We start from the raw sequence: 17,196 nt of genomic DNA on the forward strand, positions 1-17,196 counted from the left end.
AGCGTTCAGGCCCGCGCTGCACCGACGGGATGCAAAAAAAATACGAGATAACCATGCCTACCAATACCACTCCAGCGCTGTCCGCAGCGCAATGCAACGCCTTTGAAAAAGACGGTTACCTGATCCTGCCGCGCATGGTGCCGACGGCCGATTGCCAGCTGATGATAGCCACCACCAATGCCCATCTGGCGCAAGCGGTGGCGCCGCTGGAATATGAATCCGAGGTCGGCTACGCCGGCGCGCCAAAGTCGCTCGACAGCGTTGGCGGCCGCACTGCGCGCCGTCTGCGCAATGCCTATCAGCGCGACGATAGCTATCGCGCCTGGGCCAGCAATCCGCAACTGGTGGCAATGCTGGAACAGCTGTTGGGCGAACCGGTATGCGTGACCTTGTCGCACCACAATTGCGTGATGACCAAGCACCCGCATTTCGGCACTGCCACCGGCTGGCATCGCGATATCCGCTACTGGTCGTTCCCGCGCAACGAATTGATCTCGGTCTGGCTGGCGCTGGATAGCGAAAACGAAAACAATGGCGGCCTGCGCTTCATTCCAGGCTCGCATCGGCTCGATATGAAACCGGAGCAAATGGATGAACTGGATTTCTTGCGCCCTGAAGTCGCGGAAAACCAGGCTTTGTTTGCACAGGGAAAAGCGATGGAACTACAGCAGGGCGACGTGGTTTTTTTTCATAGCGGATTGTTCCATGCCGCCGGCAGAAACAATACCGAGGCGGTCAAGGAATCGGTGGTATTTGCTTATCATGGACAAAGCAATCAACCTCTGCCCGGCAGCCGTTCGGCCGCCGCCCCGGACATTCTTCTGAGCCATTGAAATCCGTTCCTGGCGCGCGCCGGCCATCAGGTCCCCCTCTTCGAACGCGTCGCGCAGCCGAGCGCGGTAGGCGCCGGTAATCAGCTAGAAATCAATTGCACCGAAATTTCTATCCAGCCGGCTGCAAACGACGCGCGCGCACCAGCGCTTCGGACTTCCGCTTTTGCAGCCAGATGGCGATCCCGGTAATCGTGAACAATAGCGGCAGCAAACCCAGGAACGCGACCAGGATCTTGCCCGGCAAACCCAGTATCTGCCCGGTATGCAAACCGTATTGCACGCCGATGAAGGCATCGCCGGCCGAGCCTTTTAATGGGTCGAGCGCACGCAGCACATGACCGTCGGCAGCGTCGATAAATACCCGCACGCTGCCGCCTTCCTGGATGTCGTCCGGCTTGCGCATGCGGATCTGGTAGATGCCGTGCTTCTCGTCACGCGCGATGCGCGCCGGCGTGGCGAGCGGCATGCTGGCCTGCGCCGAGACCAGCGCCTGTTGCCAGTTGATCTGCTGCTTGCCCTCTGTGGCCAGCGATTTAGCCACCTCCTTGGGCGGCGGCGTCAGCGTCGACAGGCTGGAAACCAGCGGCCGGGCAACGTCCGGCAGATTCATCACGGCGCCGGTAAAAGCAGTGATCACCAACAGCACCCCGGCAACCAGGCCGACCGTGCGGTGCAAGTCATACATCAGGCGAAAACCGCCGGCGCCGCGCTTGATCGACAGCGCCTTGCCCCAGCCTTTGCGGTGTTTGGGCCAGGCCAGCACGATGCCGATCAATAGCGTCGCCAGCCATAACAGGCCGAGGCTGCCGGAGATGATGGCGCCGGGCTTGTCCAGCAACAGGTAGCGATGCAGGCGGAATAGAAACGGCATCAGGTTTTGCGGCGCCAGGCTGACAGCCTTGGTATTGCGCTCACCGACCACGGTAGCCGTGACCGGATCGATAAACACCGTGTCCACCGCCAGTTCCTCGTCCGGTTTGCGAGCACGCAGCTTTGCCTGGAGCGGCGCATTGACGTCCTGCCCGATCGAGAAAAATGCCAGCCGCGCTTGCGGATAATCGTGCTCCACCCGGGCCACCAGTGCGTCGATGGGCTGCCTGCTGCCAGTGGAGTTGAGATGGTAGAACTGGGGGTTGAGCCAGGCGTCGATATCGTCGTTAAAGGCCAGCGCCGTACCGGTCAAACCCGCCATGACAAGGAACAAAGATAACAACAAGCCGCTGTAGCGGTGCAGCTTGACCAACCAATGACGCATTGTTTTTTTCACAATCACAAACTCGCTTAGATCTTACATAAAGCGTGTATTGTAAATGTCGATTGAATGAGAATGGGTATTATTCTCAAAAATCTTCATCGCTGTGATGGCTGGCGCTGGACCACGCTTGCAGCAAACGCCCTTCGGCGCGGGAGATGGCGTCCGCGGCGCCACGCAGAACAACAATGTCGCCTGCCTGCAACACTGCCTCTGGGGTGACGGCAATGCCATTGCGGCCACGCCGCAAGGCGGTGATCTCGGCGCCCATTTCCTGCAGGCCCAGCCAAGCCAGCGAGCGGCCGATGGCTCGCGCGCCTTCCGGCAAAGCCACCGAGTGCAAGCGCACCTGCAAATGATCGGCGGCGTCCGGCGCGTCGTCTACGCCATGGAAAAACCCGCGCAAGGTGGCGTAACGTTCATCGCGCACAGCCTGCACCTTGTGCACCACGCGGCGCAGAGGCACTCCCAGCATGACCAGCGCGTGCGAGGCCAGCATCAAACTGCCCTCCATGGCTTCCGGCACTACTTCGGTGGCGCCGGCGGCGCGCAGCTTGTCCAGATCGGTATCGTCGTAACTGCGCACAATCACCGGCAAAGCCGGCGCCAGTTCGCTCACGTGATGCAACACTTTCAAGGCCGAGGGCGTGCTGGCGTAGGTAATCACCAAAGCGGCGGCACGATGCACGCCCGCTGCCACCAGGCTTTCGCGGCGCGAGGCGTCGCCATACGATACCTGGGCGCCGGCGGCACGCGCATCGTGCACCCGATCCGGATCGAGATCGAGCGCGTGATAACCGATGCCCTCTTCCTCCAGCAGCTTGGCCAGGCTTTGGCCGCTACGGCCGAAACCGGCGATGATCACGTGCTTCTTGGTGGACATGGTGCGGGTCGCGATTTGCGTCAACGCCAGCGATTGCATCATCCATTCATTGGCCGACAGCTTCATCACAATCGCATCCGACTTGGCCAGAATGAAGGGTGCGGCCAGCATTGACAGCACCATCGACGCCAGGATCAGCTGGATCAGCAAAGGATCGACCAGTTGCAAGCCGCCGGCCTGGTTCAGCAGCACAAACCCGAATTCGCCGGCCTGCGCCAGCGCCAGCCCGGTGCGCAGCGCGACGCCGGTTGAAGACCGGAATATTTTTGCCAATACGGAGATCAGGGCAAATTTGAGAAACACCGGGCCCATCAACAGCAGCAACACCAGACCCCAATGTTCCATCACCAGACGCAGATTCAGCAGCATGCCGACGGTAATGAAGAACAAGCCCAGCAACACGTCCCTGAACGACTTGATGTCCTCTTCCACCTGGTGCTTATATTCGGTTTCTGAAATCAGCATGCCGGCGACAAACGCCCCCAGCGCCAGCGACAAGCCGGCGCGTTGGGTAATCCAGGCGGATGCCAGCGTGATCAATAGCAGATTCAGCATGAACAACTCTTGCGAGCGGCGCCGCACCACGATCTGAAACCAGCGCCGCATCAGCTTCTGGCCGAAGAACAGCAGCAGCGCCAGCAGCAATATTGCTTTGCCGCTAGCCCAGGCCAGCGTCGCCAGCAGGTTGCCGCTATGCACGGCCAGCGCCGGCACGATAATCAGCAAGGGCACCAGCGCCAGATCCTGGAACAGCAAGATGCCGATGATGCGGCGCCCGTGCTCGGTTTCCAGTTCCATTCTTTCGGTCAGCAATTTGGAGACGATCGCGGTGGAGGACATGGTCAGCGCACCGCCCAAGGCGAATGCCGCCTGCCAGCTGATATTGGTGAACTGCGGCAAGATGACCGCCATCAGCCAGCTGAACAGTACGGTGGCGCCGATGGTCAGCAACACCTGCGCCATGCCCAGGCCGAACACGATATGCCGCATCGCCGTCAACTTCGGCAGCGAAAATTCAAGGCCGATCGAGAACATCAGGAACACCACCCCGAATTCCGCCAGCGCGTGGGTGGTGGCGCTGTCTTCGGCAAAACCCAGCGCATGCGGACCGATCAGGATGCCCACCGCCAGATAGCCCAGCATGGGCGGCAAATGGAAGCTGCGGAAAGCCACCACCCCCAGTACGGCGGAGCCGAGCAGCAAAATTGTCAGTTCAAGTCCAGAAAGCATCATCGGTAATTAATTCAATATCAACATTATGTTGCGGCAGAGACAACTCGGGGCGGACTGAAGACAGATTAATTGAAGCTGATGAAGACTGGCAAGTTTTTTGCTTTAGGATTTCGTTTATACTTTCGGGATGAGTCTAACCGATACCAAAACCTTGTCCAAGTCGTTCGACGCCGGCCGCGCTCTGAAGCTTGCCCGCAGCACCCTGCAAATCGAAGCTGATGCCATCGTTGCATTGAAAAACCGGATTTCCGACGACCTCAACGCTCCTTTTGCCCAGGCAATTGCCTTGCTGCTCAATTGCAACGGCCGGGTGGTAGTGTCAGGGATAGGCAAGTCCGGCCACATCGCCCGTAAGATCGCAGCGACGCTGGCGTCTACCGGCACCCCGGCCCTGTTCATCCACCCGGCCGAAGCAGCTCATGGCGATCTCGGCATGGTGACCGAGGACGACGCTTTCATTGCCATTTCCAATTCGGGCGAAACCGCCGAGTTGATGGCGATCGTGCCTATCATCAAGCGCATGGGCGCCAGCCTGATCGCGATGACCGGCAACCATGAATCGGCGCTGGCGCAACTGGCCAATGTGCACCTGGATGTCAAAGTGGACCAGGAAGCCTGCCCCTTGAATCTGGCGCCGACCGCCAGCACCACCGCCACCTTGGCGATGGGCGACGCCCTGGCGGTGGCGCTGCTCGACGCGCGCGGCTTCCGCGAAGAAGATTTCGCCCGCTCCCATCCCGGCGGCGCACTCGGACGCCGTCTGCTGACCCATGTGCGCGACGTCATGCGCAGCGGCGAAGCGATTCCAGCCGTGACCGCGGACGTGTCGCTGTCGCTGGCGCTGCTTGAGATCACTCGCAAGGGGATCGCCATGACGGCCGTGGTGGATGAGAAATTTCATGTCATCGGCGTATTTACCGATGGCGATCTACGGCGCCTGATCGAGCAGGTGCAAGATTTCACCAAACTTACGATTGCCGATGTGATGCACGTCAATCCGCACACCATAGGCCCGGATCAACTGGCCGTCGATGCGGTACACATGATGGAGCAATTCCGCATCAATCAGCTGCTGGTAACCGATGCAAGCGGCAAGCTGGTCGGCGCATTGCATATCCATGACCTGACCCGCGCCAAGGTGATCTGATGACGACCCTGGCCAAGCACGGCGAGACTGCCGATCTGACGGCCCGCGCAGCGCGGGTCCGCCTGATGATTTTCGATGTCGACGGCGTCCTGACCGACGGCGGATTGCTGTACGGCGCCGACGGCGAACAACTCAAGCGCTTTAACGCGCTCGATGGCCATGGCATCAAACAGTTGCAGCAAAGCGGCGTCGCCACCGCCATCATCAGCGCGCGCCAGTCGGCGATTGTCGGCCGCCGCGCCAGCGACCTCGGCATCGCCCATGTGCAGCAAGGCGTGCATGACAAGTACGCGGCTTTTGCCAAATTGCTGGCGCAACTGCAGCTGACGGCGGATGCTTGCGGTTTTATCGGCGACGATGTGATCGACTTGCCGATCTTGTCGCAAGTCGGTTTTGCTGTCAGCGTTCCCAACGGCCATCCCGATGTCAGAAGCCGCGTGCACTACGTCACCCAGGCCAGCGGCGGCCATGGCGCCGCGCGTGAGATCTGCGACCTGATCATGCATGCGCAAAACACCTACGCAGCCACGCTGGCATCGTATCTGCGCGCTACCCCGTCAGGCATCGCATGAAAAATCGGCGCTCCGCTTACCGCTTTCGTTTCCTGCTGCTGCTGGTATTGTTCATCTTGCTGGCGTTCGGCAGCTTCTGGCTGCTGCAAGTGATGCACAAGAATACCGAAGACCTGCTGCCGAAACCGGCGCGCACCGAGCCGGATTATTTCGTCGAGCATTTCAACTACGTGCAAATGTCGACCACCGGACAGCCGCGCTACAACATCTCCGGCGATCTGCTGACCCACAATCCGGGAGACGATTCGTTCGATGTGCAAAAGCCGGTAATCCATAGTCTGGATAAAGAAAAACCACCGATGAATTTAGTCGCAAACCGCGGCAAGATCGAAGATAACAATAGCAAGGTGCATCTGTACGGCGACGTTAGTGCGGATCGGCCAAAGACGCCAATGGCAGACAATTTTCACCTGAAGTCCGAATACCTGCTGCTATTGCCAGACGACGACGTCATGCAATCAGACAAACCGGTGGAACTCACGCTGGGGCAATCGACATTGCACGGTACCGGCATGGATTTCAACAATTCCACGCGTGTACTGAAAATGTTTAGCAAGGTGCATGGCGTATTTCCGCCAAAACCTGGTTGATCGACGAAATAAGCAAGCCACTGCAACCCATTTTATGCATACCGCTCTATCCTTTATTCAGGATTTTTCATGAAACGATTTTTTTTAATCTCTCTGCTATTGCTCAGCGCCATAGGCGTGGCACATGCGGAAAAAGCAGACTCCGAGAAGCCGACGCTGATCGATTCAGACCAGCTTACTTATGACGACGTCAAGCAAGTCAATGTCGCCACCGGCAACGTGGTCCTGACACGTGGCACGCTGTTGATGAAAGCCGACCGCGTGGTGGTGACCACCGACCCGTCCGGTTATCAGTTCGCCACCTTGTACGCAGATCCGGGCAAGCTGGCCACCTTCAAGCAAAAGCGCGACGGCGGTCCGGACCTGTGGATTGACGGCCACGCCGAGCGTATTGAATACGACGGTAAAACCGAAATCACCAAATTGTTTTCCAAGGCGCAGATGCGGCGCCTGCAAGGCGACAAGCCGACCGACGAAGTTAACGGCGAATTCATTTCCTACGACAGCCGCACGGAATTCTATTCCGTCAACAATACCGTCAACGGCAATAGCCAGCCTGGCGCCGGACGTATCCGCGCAGTCATCCAGCCACGTCCGAAAGCTGCACCATGACCGCTCCCAGCACCCTGATCGCTAAAGGTCTGCAAAAAAGTTATGGCGCGCGCCAGGTGGTGCATGACGTATCGCTGGAAGTCAATTGCGGCGAGGTGGTCGGCCTGCTGGGGCCGAATGGCGCCGGCAAGACTACCTCGTTTTATATGATCGTCGGCCTGGTGCCGTCAGATGGCGGCGAGATCGATCTGGACGGCGTCGACATTTCACGCCTGCCTATCCACAGGCGCGCAGTGCTCGGCCTGTCGTATCTGCCGCAGGAAGCATCGGTATTCCGCAAGCTGACGGTGGAAGACAATATCCGCGCCGTGCTGGAATTGCAGCGGCCTAACGGCAAGGCGCTCGACAAGGCGGAGATCGACGAGCAGTTGCACAAGCTGCTGCACGAATTGCAGATCGAAAAACTCCGTGAGAGCCAGGCTTTGTCGCTGTCCGGCGGCGAACGCCGGCGCGTTGAAATCGCTCGCGCGCTGGCCACCAATCCGCGTTTCGTCTTGCTGGATGAACCGTTTGCCGGGATTGATCCGATCGCCGTGATCGAGATCCAGCGCATTGTCCGCTTCCTCAAGGAACGCGGCATCGGCGTGCTGATCACCGATCACAATGTGCGCGAAACGCTGGGCATTTGCGATCGCGCCTACATCATCAATCAGGGCAGCGTGCTGGCCAGCGGCAGTCCGGACGACATCATCGCCGATGAGTCGGTGCGGCGGGTGTATCTGGGTGAGCATTTCCGTATGTAAATTGGTCGAGGACAGAATAATTCGCCGCACGGTTCAACGCGGCGGCTCTTGAATTCTGTCCCGCAAATATATTGTTTAACTAAAAGTGAATTGTCAGCACGGTAGCCATGAAACAATCACTCCAGCTTCGCACCTCACAGCATCTTGCGCTGACGCCTCAGTTGCAGCAGTCGATACGGCTGTTGCAACTGTCTACGCTCGAACTGCATCAGGAGCTGGAACAGATCCTGTCGGATAATCCGCTGCTGGAGAGGGTCGACGATCCGCTCGATAATTCTGTGCGCTTACTGGCGGACGGCGCCATCAGCGGCAGCACTTCAACCATGGACGCACCGGTAGGCGATAGCGAAGTCAGCAGCTCGCCCAGCGAAAGCGAAGCCAGTCTCGACGCGCCGCCGGCAGCCGAAAGCAGCCCGGAAAGCGGCGATAGCGAATGGAGTTTTGACGATATCGCGCGCAGCTCGAAAACCTCGGACGACGAGGATGCACGGCCGCAACTGGAAGCCCACGAATCAACCTTGCGCGAACATCTGCTGCAGCAAATGCGCGAAACGCTGAACGATATACGCGATCGCGCACTGGTCGAACTGACTATCGATGCGCTGGACGATAACGGCTACCTGGAAGAAACCCTGGAGGAAATTCTGGAGCGTCTGCCGCCAGAGCTGGAGATCGCCATCGAAGAGTTATCGATGGCGCTGAAGATGGTGCAAAGTTTCGATCCGGCAGGCGTAGGCGCCCGCAATGCGGCGGAATGCCTGAGTTTGCAGATCAAGCGTTTTATCAAAGTGCCATTCGTCACGCGCCGCCTGGCATTGGCGATCGTGCAAGATCACCTGATGCTTTTTGCGCAACGTGATTTCAATAAAATCAAGAAGGCGCTCGATTGCGACGATGAGGATCTGCGCGAAGCACAAGCCGTCATCAAGCAGTGCAATCCGCATCCCGGCGCGCCGTTCGCCGCCAACACCTCCGACTACGTAGTGCCGGACGTGATCGTCAGGCGCACTAAACAAGGCTGGCAGGTAATGCTAAACAATGACGTCATGCCAAGGCTGAGGGTGAATGTCCTGTATGCCACCATACTCAAGCAAAGCAAGGGTGACGGCGCCCTCACTTCACAGCTGCAGGAAGCCAAGTGGCTGATCAAGAATATGCGGCAGCGCTTCGATACCATCTTGCGAGTTGCGCAAGCAATCGTGGAACGCCAGAGGAATTTCTTTTCGCACGGAGCGGTCGCCATGAGGCCGCTTGTGTTGCGTGAAATAGCTGATACACTGGGACTACACGAGAGCACTATTTCTCGTGTGACCACGCAGAAATACATGCTGACTCCCCACGGGATGTTTGAATTAAAGTATTTCTTCGGCAGCCATGTTGCTACCGAGGCAGGTGGAGAGGCTTCCTCGACAGCAATCAGGGCACTCATTAAGCAATTGATAGGAGCGGAAGATTCAAAAAATCCTTTCTCTGACAGCAAGATTGCCGAGATGCTTGCGGAACAAGGTATGGTGGTTGCCCGCCGCACCGTCGCAAAATATCGCGAAGCACTGAAAATTCCGTCTGTTAACCTGCGCAAGGCCTTGTAGTTTTTTTCTGGTTTGATTGTAAAGCTTACCCTTGCTGTGTTCGGATCAAGCGGGTTTCATTGATTCTTGCCAGGACAGTTCCTCTTGAACCGTCTGCCTAAAGATTCAGCGTATTCTGTTCCGGACCGCCAGCAATATTCTTGATAGGAGCGCTGTATGAACTTCACCATCAGTGGGCATCACCTCGAATTAACCCCCGCCATTCGCGAATATGTGCAAAGCAAACTAGAGCGTATCAAACGCCACTTCGACCAGGTCATCGATATCAGCGTGATTCTGACCGTCGACAAAATCACTGAAAAAGAAAAGCGCCAAAAAGCGGAAATCAATCTGCGCGTAAAAGGAAAAGATTTGCATGCTGAAAGCATTGCTCACGATCTTTATGCCGCCATCGATGCCCTGATCGACAAGCTCGATCGCCAGGTGATCAAATACAAGGACAAGATGCAAGACCATCAGCACGATGCCATCAAGCATCTGCCGGAAGAACTCCCCGCCGCGACCTGAACCGGCCGCCAAGCGCGAGCAGCATAGCTCGCGCCAATAAATGAACAAGGGCGCAGTCAATGCGCCCTTTGTTATTATCAAATCATATTATTGTTACTGCGATTGCCACTGCGTTCTCATTTGAGCGCGCCAAACACCTTGCCGATAATCGCACTACCCGTACCGACAGGATCCTGGCGAATCGCTTTCTCTTCTTCAGCGATGACTGTGTACAAGCCATCCAGTGCACGTTGGGTAACATAGCCTTCCACGGTGCTTTGCTGAGCCGGCACCATGCCGGTCTTGCCAACCTGCCCCATGATCGCATTATATTTCGCCGACAGATCGTTGCGGTCGGTCACGCCTTTAACGATAGGCAGAAATTTCTGGCCCAATTGCGCTGAGGTTTTTTGTTTGAAAAAATCGGTGACCGAGGTATCGCCGCCGGTCAGGATATTTTTTGCATCCGTCACCGACATCGATTTGACGGCGTTCAACAGCAAGGGCTTGGCCAACGGCACAGCCTGTTCCGCGGCATGGTTCATCGACACCACCAGATCGTCCAGTTTCTGTCCCTGGCCGGTCATCTTCAAGAGCGGCATGGCTTTATCGAGCACGCCGGGTAAACCGATCTTGACTTTGTCATTGTTCAGGAAGCCGTTCTCTACACCCAGCTTGGACACCGCGACATCCGCGCCCTTTTGCAACGCCGCTTTGAGACCGCTGCTGGCGTCCTGGTTGCTCAGGTCACTCAGCGAAAGGGCCAGCGCGGCGGAGGCAGTTACTGCCAGAGTCAATGTCAAAGCTGTTTGGTATGCGCGACGCATAATGATCCTCGTGAAGTTGAATGGATAACGATAAAGTCTAACCCAACTTGTCGTGGCCGGATCAATAAACGCATAGCTACGAATGTGAACGAATGTTAAAGATGGCCTTCGTCCACCAGGAACAAACGCCTGTGCTCGCGTATCGCATAGCGGTCAGTCATGCCGGCGATGTAATCGGCAATCGCGCGCGCCTGCTGTTGCGAGTTGGCCGGAGCGGCTTGATAATCCGGCGGCAGCAGCGTCGGCTCTGCGCTGAAACAGGCATACAATTCCGCGACAATCCGGCGTGCCTTGGCGGTCATGCGATTGACCAGGTAGTGGCGATAAAGATTTTCGCGCAGGAAGCGCTTCAACAGGGCGGCCTGCCGTGCCATGCCATCGGAAAATGCGATCAAGGGCGGCGCATTGCGTACATCGTCGACGCTCTGCAAACGGGCGTCCAGGATACGTTGTTGCGAGGTCTGGATCAGATCGGTGATCAAGGCATTGATCATGCGCCGCACCGTTTCGTTGATCGCGCGCCGCCCGCTCAGACCCGGGAACAGCAGTTCGACTTCGCGGCTATGGGTCGCATAAAAATCGATCTGGTTCATCTGTTCCAGCGTCAGCAAACCTGAGCGCAAGCCGTCGTCGACATCGTGGTTATTGTAGGCAATCTCGTCTGCCAGGTTGGCGACTTGCGCCTCCAGGCTCGGTTGAAGGCGCTGTATGAAGCGCTGGCCGATGTCGCCCAGTTTCTTGGCGTTCGTCAGCGAGCAATGCTTCAAGATGCCCTCGCGGGTTTCGAACATCAGATTCAAGCCGTCAAAAGCGCCGTAGCGCTGCTCCAGCTTATCGACCACGCGCAGGCTTTGCAGATTGTGTTCGAAGCCACCATGCGCTTCCATGCAGTCATTCAAGGCATCCTGGCCGGCGTGGCCAAACGGCGTATGGCCCAGGTCGTGGGCCAATGAAATCGCTTCCACCAGATCCTCGTTCAATTGCAGGTTGCGCGCAATCGAACGGGCGATTTGCGCCACTTCAATGCTGTGCGTCAGACGCGTGCGGAACAAGTCTCCTTCATGGTTGACGAATACCTGGGTTTTGTATTCCAGCCGGCGGAATGCGGTGCAATGGATGATGCGGTCGCGGTCACGTTGAAACTCGCTGCGCGCGTTAGGCGGCGCTTCCTCAAACAAGCGTCCTCGCGACAGCGCAGAATGTGCGGCATGCGGTGCGAGGGACGCTTCTGGGTTCATTGCGGCAAATCTCCTGAGGCTAGTTGCTGCAGTGTCGCCAGCAACGCCTCTTGCGGCGCGGTGGCGATCAGATGGCCACCCAAGGGCCGCATCAGGATAAACTTGATCTGGCCGTCTTCGTTCTTCTTGTCGATCTGCATCAGCTCCAGCCAGCGCTGCGCGCCGAGGTTGGGCGCTTCGGTCGGCAAGCCGGCGGCGCGCACCAGCGCACACACCCGCTCCTTGTCGATGGCGCTGATGTGCCCGAGCCTATGCGACAAGTCCGCCGCCATCACCATGCCGCAGCCGACCGCTTCGCCATGCAGCCATTTGCCGTAGCCCAGACCTGATTCAATCGCGTGGCCGAAGGTATGGCCGAAATTCAGGATGGCGCGCAAACCGCCCTCGCGCTCATCTTGCCTGACCACATCGGCTTTCAGTTCGCAAGAGCGGCGGATGGCGTAAGCCAGGGCGACGTTATCGCGCGCCATCAGCTTGCCGATATTCGCCTCTATCCATTTGAAAAACTCGGCGTCGATCACGGCGCCGTATTTGATCACCTCCGCCAGCCCGGCCGACAATTCGCGTTCCGGCAAGCTGTGCAAGGTCATGGTATCGGCGATCACGGCTTGCGGCTGATAGAAAGCGCCGATCATGTTTTTACCGAGCGGATGATTGATGCCGGTTTTGCCGCCCACCGAGGAATCGACCTGGGCCAGCAAAGTAGTCGGAATTTGCACGAATGGCACGCCGCGCATGTAGGCCGAAGCGGCGAAACCGGTCAGATCGCCGATCACCCCGCCGCCCAAGGCAATCAGGGTGGTCTTGCGATCGCATTTGGCACTCAGCAAGCGATCGAAAATCAGCATCAGGCTGGCCCAGTTCTTTTCTTCTTCGCCATCCGGCAAGACGATTTCCAGCACGCTCTTGCCGGCATCTTTCAATGTCTGGCTAAACCCTTGCAGGTACAGCGGCGCGACGGTGGTGTTGGTCACCACGGCGACCTGCTTGCCAGTGATCAGGCGGGCGATGCGCTCGCGGTCGGTCAATAGCGACGGCCCGATCTCGATCGGATAGCTGCGCTCGCCCAGTTCTACCTGGAGCGTGATGGTTGGCGCTGGGGCCGGAGAGGTCGACTGCTGATTCATAGAAAAATTTGCTGAAATAGGGGTGGTGCCGCCGGCCTGCATAGCTGAGCCCGCTTGCGGTTCCTGCTCAAGCTCTTCGGGCAGTAATTCCAGCTGGCTCAGAATGCTGTGTACCAGGAATTGTACGTTAGGTCGGCCGGTATCGATGACAATGTCGGCGATGTCGCGATAGTACGGCTCTCTCTGCCGCGACAGCTCTTCCAGGCGCCGGCGCGGATCGGCGGTTTGCAATAGCGGCCGGTTCTTGTCACGGCTGGTACGCTGCAGAATGTTTTGGATGCTGGCACGCAGGTAGATGACTGTGCCGCGGCTTTTCAGATATTCGCGATTTTCCGGCCGCATGACGGCGCCGCCGCCGGTGGCCAGCACGATGCCGCGCCGGGCGCTCAGATCGCGTATCACTTCCGTCTCGCGCTGGCGGAAGCTCTCTTCGCCTTCTATTTCAAAAATCAAAGGAATCGAGACGCCAGTACGCGCCTCGATTTCGTGATCCGAATCAATGAATAATTTATTGAGTTTTTTTGCAAGAGCACGGCCAACCGTGGTCTTGCCCGCGCCCATCAGGCCGACCAGAAAGATATTGCCTGTGTACCGCACCATTTCACCACTCGACCTTTTGCTCAAAATGCAGACACCGGCGTCTAGCCGGTGTCTTCTGTGCAATTAGTGCCCAGCGATCCGGTCGATGACAATCTTCGGTGTCAGGAAAATCAATAATTCAGTTCGTTTGTTAACAACTGCTGATTGTTTGAAAAGATAACCCAGAACCGGAATATCTCCAAGCAGTGGCACTTTATTAACATCATTTGAAATTGTCTGGGTGTAAATACCACCAATCACCACAGTGCCGCCATTTTCCACCTGAACCTGGGTTTGGACATGCTTGGTATTGATCGAGACGCCGCCGGGAACGGTAGCACCCACGCTGTCGTTAGTTACGTCCACTGTCAAAATGACATTGCCATCCGGTGTGATTTGCGGTGTGACTTCCAATTTCAGATTGGCCTTCTTGAACTCAACCGATGTGGCGCCGCTGCTGGTTGCATTCTGGTAAGGAATTTCAGTACCTTGTTCAATCAAAGCCTTTTGCTGATCCGCTGTAACTACACGTGGGCTGGAGATGATCTTACCCTGCCCGTCAGCTTCCAGAGCCGACAATTCCAGGCTGATGAATTTGGATGCGGCAGAATTGAACAAGGTCAACGCCACGGATCCCGCTGTACCGGTAGAGGGGGCGGCTGGCAAATTCACTGAATTCCCTGCAATTACAGGAAGCGTGCCACTCGTCGTCGTTGCGGTTTGCGTACCTCCTGAGGAGACATTCTTGCTATTGAAACCAAACCCAAGCTTGGCGCCAAGGTTGCGGCTGAAACCGTCGTTTGCTTCGACCATACGCGCTTCGATCAAGACTTGTCGCGAGGCGATATCGATTTTCTGCACCAGATTGCGAATGTTTTGCAAGATGGTCGGCGTGTCGGTCACGAACAGCTGATTGGTACGCGGATCTATCACGGCGCTGCCGCGATTCGACAAGATGCTATTCTTCTTGCCGCTACTGCCGCCGCCAGCGTCATCGAGCCCGAATACTTTCTTGAACGCCTCGGCTTTTTGATAGTTCAATTGGAAAGACTCGGTACGCAGCGGTTCCAGCTCGGCAATTTGCGAACGCTGCTCAAGTTCCAATTTTTCCTTGGTCAACAATTCATCTTTCGGCGCAATCCAGATGACTGAACCGTTCTTGCGCATGTCCAGACCCTTGGCTTGCATCACGATATCCAGGGCCTGATCCCAAGGAACGTCTTTAAGACGCAACGTCAGATTGCCGCCGACGGTATCGCTGGTAATTATGTTCAGACCGGTAAAATCGGCAATCACCTGCAACACCGAGCGCACTTCGACGTTCTGGAAATTCAGGGACAATTTGTCGCCATGATAGCCTTGTGTCCCTTGCGCCAGCTTGTTCGGATCTTCCTTGATCGGCTTGACTTCGATCACCAGTTGGCTATCGCTTTGATAAGCGCTTTGCTCCCAAAGGCCTTTCGGCTCGATGATCATGCGCACATTTTCACCCTGCGTCACGGTAGTGATGGTCTTGACCGGCGTACCGAAATCGCCGACATCGAGCTTGCGGCGCAATACATCCGGTAAACTGGTTTTCAGGAAATCCACAACAATTGTCTGGCCCTGCTGACGCACGTCGACGCCGACCTGGGTATTCGGCAAATCAATCACCACCCGGCCTTCACCCGCAGTGCCGCGGCGGAAATCGATATCGCGCAGAGCCGGTTTTCCGTTCAACAAGGGCGCAGGCGCCGCAGCCACGGCGGCAGCGGTGGTCGCAGCTGCCGCTGGACGCACCGGGATACCGACGGCATTGACCGGAGTTGCCAAGCCGCCGGAACCATCGATGGTGACGATCAAGGCATTGCCATCCATCGCGGTGGCGTACGACAAGGATCGTTTCAGATTGAAGATCAAACGTGAGCGATCGTCAGCTTGCGCCACCACCACATTGCGCACGTCGCCCAGGCTGATGTCTTGCGAAGTCTTGCCGGTGGCGTTACCGACGCCGACAAAATCCAGTGCGATACGAGCCGGACTGACGATGGAAAACGCCGTCGGTTGTGCACTCAAAGGACGCTTGAAATTGATCTTGACAATCACATTCGCGCCTTGCTGATTGGCGTTGATCGAAGTGATGGCGTTATCTTCGGCAGCCATTGCTGATGTCCCGGTCGCCAGCAAACACACCAGCGCACCCAACATCAATGCTTTCTGTCGAATCACACTCAGCCGGCTTACGCTCAGGTTAACGAATTTTTTTCCTGCTGCAATCATTTTGTGCTCTCCTGCAACGCTAACTTGGCTTCGCGCTCGACCCATTCGCCGGACGCATCTTGTACGATTTCTTTCAACATTACTTCGGACTCAGTGATGCCGGTAACCATACCGAAATTCTGTCCCACGTAATTCCCCACTTTGGCTTGGAACACGGTCTTGTCGACTTGCAGCAAGACATAGCTCAAACCCACTTTTTGCAACGTTCCTACCATCTTGATCGTATCCAGGGGGAAGTTCTCCAAGGTTTCGCGGCGCCGGTCCAGATTCGGCTTCAAGCCGTTTGACTTACCCTGCAGCTTGGCCAGCGCCACCAGCAACTTGCTGGGATTGTATGGATCTATGCTGCTCGCACCGGCATACGTAAACGGGACGAACTTCTTCGGCTCGGTCAGCTTCGGAATCCCGACTTTGGTATGGCTCTTGACTTCGGCCATCCACTCCTTCAGTTCCTGCACGCCGCTGTCGCCGCAACCTGACAAAGTTGAGATGAATACGACAAAAAATGTCACCTGGGTCAGACGCCCAATGCGAAAAAACGTCATTTTTGACCTTTCTGTTTAGCTGAATCGGCGACCTTGCGTTGTGCCGCCACTTCGTCTTTATCCAGATATCGGAAGGTCTTGGCAATTGCGTCCAGGCTTAGCGTGCCGTCTTTGCCCGTTACCAGATTCATATTATTCAAGGTTACGATGCGCGGCAGATTGGCGATGTCGCTGGCGAACGAGCCGACATCGTGATAATTGCCATTCACCTTGATATTGATTGGCAGTTCAGCGTAGTAATCCTTCACTACCACCTGGCCTGGCTTGAACAATTCGAACTGCAAGCCGCGTCCCAGGCCAGCCTGATTGATATCGGACAGCAGTGCATCCATCTCCGCCTTGCTAGGCAATTGCTTCTCCAGAGTGGAAACGTAATCCGCCACCTGCAGTTTTTGCTTTTGCAAAGCATCCAGGTTGATGGCTTGCTGGATCTTTGACTTGTACTGTTCTTTTAGCTGTACTTCTTTCTGTTCGCCAGCGCTGAGTTCGTCTTGCTGATCGCTCCAGTAAAAAAACCATCCCACCAGCAGCACCAGCAAAGACACCGCGACGCCGGATAAGACACGAGGAGCGATCGGCCATTGGCCGGGGTGGCGGCCATTTAATCCACGAAACTGCGCGCTCAGCGAGGCGCCCAAATTATTCAAATCCATCATTTGGCGTCTTTCAAGTTTGCTTTTG

The 17,196-nt window shown here is 56.8% G+C and carries 16 protein-coding genes; 8 read left to right on the forward strand and 8 right to left on the reverse strand.

Annotated elements, in window-relative coordinates; all coding sequences use genetic code 11:
• Window positions 1-53: 53 nt before the first annotated feature.
• Window positions 54-833, forward strand: a complete 780-nt coding sequence (locus KHU33_RS03055; RefSeq protein WP_211461037.1) for a phytanoyl-CoA dioxygenase family protein — start codon at window positions 54-56, stop codon at window positions 831-833.
• Window positions 834-942: 109 nt separating this feature from the next.
• On the opposite strand, the gene KHU33_RS03060 is transcribed toward KHU33_RS03055, so the two are convergent.
• Window positions 943-2,088 (reverse strand): PepSY-associated TM helix domain-containing protein, encoded by a 1,146-nt coding sequence (locus KHU33_RS03060; RefSeq protein ID WP_211461038.1) that lies wholly within the window; start codon window positions 2,086-2,088, stop codon window positions 943-945.
• Between the two features lie 85 nt (window positions 2,089-2,173).
• Complete coding sequence (locus tag KHU33_RS03065) at window positions 2,174-4,198, reverse strand: monovalent cation:proton antiporter family protein (RefSeq protein WP_211461056.1); 2,025 nt, start codon at window positions 4,196-4,198, stop codon at window positions 2,174-2,176.
• A gap of 130 nt (window positions 4,199-4,328) precedes the next feature.
• Between KHU33_RS03065 and KHU33_RS03070 the strand changes: the two genes are divergently transcribed.
• The 7 genes from KHU33_RS03070 (at window position 4,329) to hpf (ending at window position 9,961) form a co-directional block, all read left to right on the forward strand.
• Entirely contained in the window at window positions 4,329-5,348 is a 1,020-nt protein-coding gene (locus tag KHU33_RS03070) for a KpsF/GutQ family sugar-phosphate isomerase (protein WP_211461039.1), read from the forward strand.
• Window positions 5,348-5,920 (forward strand): KdsC family phosphatase, encoded by a 573-nt coding sequence (locus KHU33_RS03075; RefSeq protein WP_211461040.1) that lies wholly within the window; start codon window positions 5,348-5,350, stop codon window positions 5,918-5,920. Before KHU33_RS03070 ends, KHU33_RS03075 begins: the two co-directional genes overlap by 1 nt.
• Window positions 5,917-6,510 (forward strand): LPS export ABC transporter periplasmic protein LptC, encoded by a 594-nt coding sequence (lptC, locus tag KHU33_RS03080; protein WP_211461041.1) that lies wholly within the window; start codon window positions 5,917-5,919, stop codon window positions 6,508-6,510. The genes KHU33_RS03075 and lptC overlap by 4 nt, the downstream gene beginning before the upstream one ends.
• Before the next feature lie 69 nt (window positions 6,511-6,579).
• Entirely contained in the window at window positions 6,580-7,122 is a 543-nt protein-coding gene (gene lptA / locus KHU33_RS03085) for a lipopolysaccharide transport periplasmic protein LptA (RefSeq protein ID WP_211461042.1), read from the forward strand.
• On the forward strand, window positions 7,119-7,865 hold the full coding sequence (gene lptB, locus KHU33_RS03090; RefSeq protein WP_211461043.1) for an LPS export ABC transporter ATP-binding protein: 747 nt from the start codon (window positions 7,119-7,121) through the stop codon (window positions 7,863-7,865). The genes lptA and lptB overlap by 4 nt, the downstream gene beginning before the upstream one ends.
• A 107-nt stretch (window positions 7,866-7,972) precedes the next feature.
• A complete protein-coding gene (locus KHU33_RS03095; protein WP_211461044.1) occupies window positions 7,973-9,454 on the forward strand; it encodes an RNA polymerase factor sigma-54 in 1,482 nt (493 codons plus the stop codon).
• A gap of 156 nt (window positions 9,455-9,610) precedes the next feature.
• Complete coding sequence (gene hpf / locus KHU33_RS03100) at window positions 9,611-9,961, forward strand: ribosome hibernation-promoting factor, HPF/YfiA family (RefSeq protein ID WP_061532045.1); 351 nt, start codon at window positions 9,611-9,613, stop codon at window positions 9,959-9,961.
• 116 nt (window positions 9,962-10,077) lie between these two features.
• Here hpf and KHU33_RS03105 read toward each other — a convergent pair whose 3' ends face one another.
• The 6 genes from KHU33_RS03105 to KHU33_RS03130 all read right to left on the reverse strand — a co-directional run bounded on the left by KHU33_RS03105 (window position 10,078) and on the right by KHU33_RS03130 (window position 17,171).
• Window positions 10,078-10,767, reverse strand: a complete 690-nt coding sequence (locus tag KHU33_RS03105; RefSeq protein WP_211461045.1) for a DUF4197 domain-containing protein — start codon at window positions 10,765-10,767, stop codon at window positions 10,078-10,080.
• A 95-nt stretch (window positions 10,768-10,862) separates the two neighbouring features.
• Window positions 10,863-12,005 carry a deoxyguanosinetriphosphate triphosphohydrolase gene (locus KHU33_RS03110; protein WP_211461046.1) on the reverse strand — a complete coding sequence of 381 codons (1,143 nt, stop codon included), beginning with the start codon at window positions 12,003-12,005 and terminating at the stop codon, window positions 10,863-10,865.
• Entirely contained in the window at window positions 12,002-13,732 is a 1,731-nt protein-coding gene (gene aroKB, locus KHU33_RS03115; protein ID WP_211461047.1) for a bifunctional shikimate kinase/3-dehydroquinate synthase AroKB, read from the reverse strand. Before aroKB ends, KHU33_RS03110 begins: the two co-directional genes overlap by 4 nt.
• 63 nt (window positions 13,733-13,795) lie before the next feature.
• On the reverse strand, window positions 13,796-15,898 hold the full coding sequence (gene pilQ, locus KHU33_RS03120) for a type IV pilus secretin PilQ (RefSeq protein ID WP_230414021.1): 2,103 nt from the start codon (window positions 15,896-15,898) through the stop codon (window positions 13,796-13,798).
• A gap of 68 nt (window positions 15,899-15,966) precedes the next feature.
• A complete protein-coding gene (locus tag KHU33_RS03125; RefSeq protein WP_211461049.1) occupies window positions 15,967-16,515 on the reverse strand; it encodes a pilus assembly protein PilP in 549 nt (182 codons plus the stop codon).
• Window positions 16,512-17,171, reverse strand: coding sequence for a type IV pilus inner membrane component PilO (locus KHU33_RS03130; protein ID WP_211461057.1), 660 nt, complete (start codon window positions 17,169-17,171; stop codon window positions 16,512-16,514). Before KHU33_RS03130 ends, KHU33_RS03125 begins: the two co-directional genes overlap by 4 nt.
• Between the last annotated feature and the right edge of the window lie 25 nt (window positions 17,172-17,196).

Origin of the sequence: Collimonas silvisoli, assembly GCF_018305005.1 — a bacterium.
In the GTDB taxonomy this organism is placed as follows: domain Bacteria; phylum Pseudomonadota; class Gammaproteobacteria; order Burkholderiales; family Burkholderiaceae_D; genus Collimonas; species Collimonas silvisoli.

Coding starts and splice junctions, on each gene's coding strand:
- KHU33_RS03070 (WP_211461039.1), top strand. CDS start 4,329: ATGAGTCTAACCGATACCAAAACCTTGTCCAAGTCGTTCGACGCCGGC.
- KHU33_RS03060 (WP_211461038.1), bottom strand. CDS start 2,088: ATGCGTCATTGGTTGGTCAAGCTGCACCGCTACAGCGGCTTGTTGTTA.
- KHU33_RS03105 (WP_211461045.1), bottom strand. CDS start 10,767: ATGCGTCGCGCATACCAAACAGCTTTGACATTGACTCTGGCAGTAACT.
- pilQ (WP_230414021.1), bottom strand. CDS start 15,898: ATGTTGGGTGCGCTGGTGTGTTTGCTGGCGACCGGGACATCAGCAATG.
- lptA (WP_211461042.1), top strand. CDS start 6,580: ATGAAACGATTTTTTTTAATCTCTCTGCTATTGCTCAGCGCCATAGGC.
- KHU33_RS03065 (WP_211461056.1), bottom strand. CDS start 4,198: ATGCTTTCTGGACTTGAACTGACAATTTTGCTGCTCGGCTCCGCCGTA.
- KHU33_RS03095 (WP_211461044.1), top strand. CDS start 7,973: ATGAAACAATCACTCCAGCTTCGCACCTCACAGCATCTTGCGCTGACG.
- aroKB (WP_211461047.1), bottom strand. CDS start 13,732: ATGGTGCGGTACACAGGCAATATCTTTCTGGTCGGCCTGATGGGCGCG.
- KHU33_RS03125 (WP_211461049.1), bottom strand. CDS start 16,515: ATGACGTTTTTTCGCATTGGGCGTCTGACCCAGGTGACATTTTTTGTC.
- lptB (WP_211461043.1), top strand. CDS start 7,119: ATGACCGCTCCCAGCACCCTGATCGCTAAAGGTCTGCAAAAAAGTTAT.
- hpf (WP_061532045.1), top strand. CDS start 9,611: ATGAACTTCACCATCAGTGGGCATCACCTCGAATTAACCCCCGCCATT.
- KHU33_RS03130 (WP_211461057.1), bottom strand. CDS start 17,171: ATGATGGATTTGAATAATTTGGGCGCCTCGCTGAGCGCGCAGTTTCGT.
- KHU33_RS03055 (WP_211461037.1), top strand. CDS start 54: ATGCCTACCAATACCACTCCAGCGCTGTCCGCAGCGCAATGCAACGCC.
- lptC (WP_211461041.1), top strand. CDS start 5,917: ATGAAAAATCGGCGCTCCGCTTACCGCTTTCGTTTCCTGCTGCTGCTG.
- KHU33_RS03075 (WP_211461040.1), top strand. CDS start 5,348: ATGACGACCCTGGCCAAGCACGGCGAGACTGCCGATCTGACGGCCCGC.
- KHU33_RS03110 (WP_211461046.1), bottom strand. CDS start 12,005: ATGAACCCAGAAGCGTCCCTCGCACCGCATGCCGCACATTCTGCGCTG.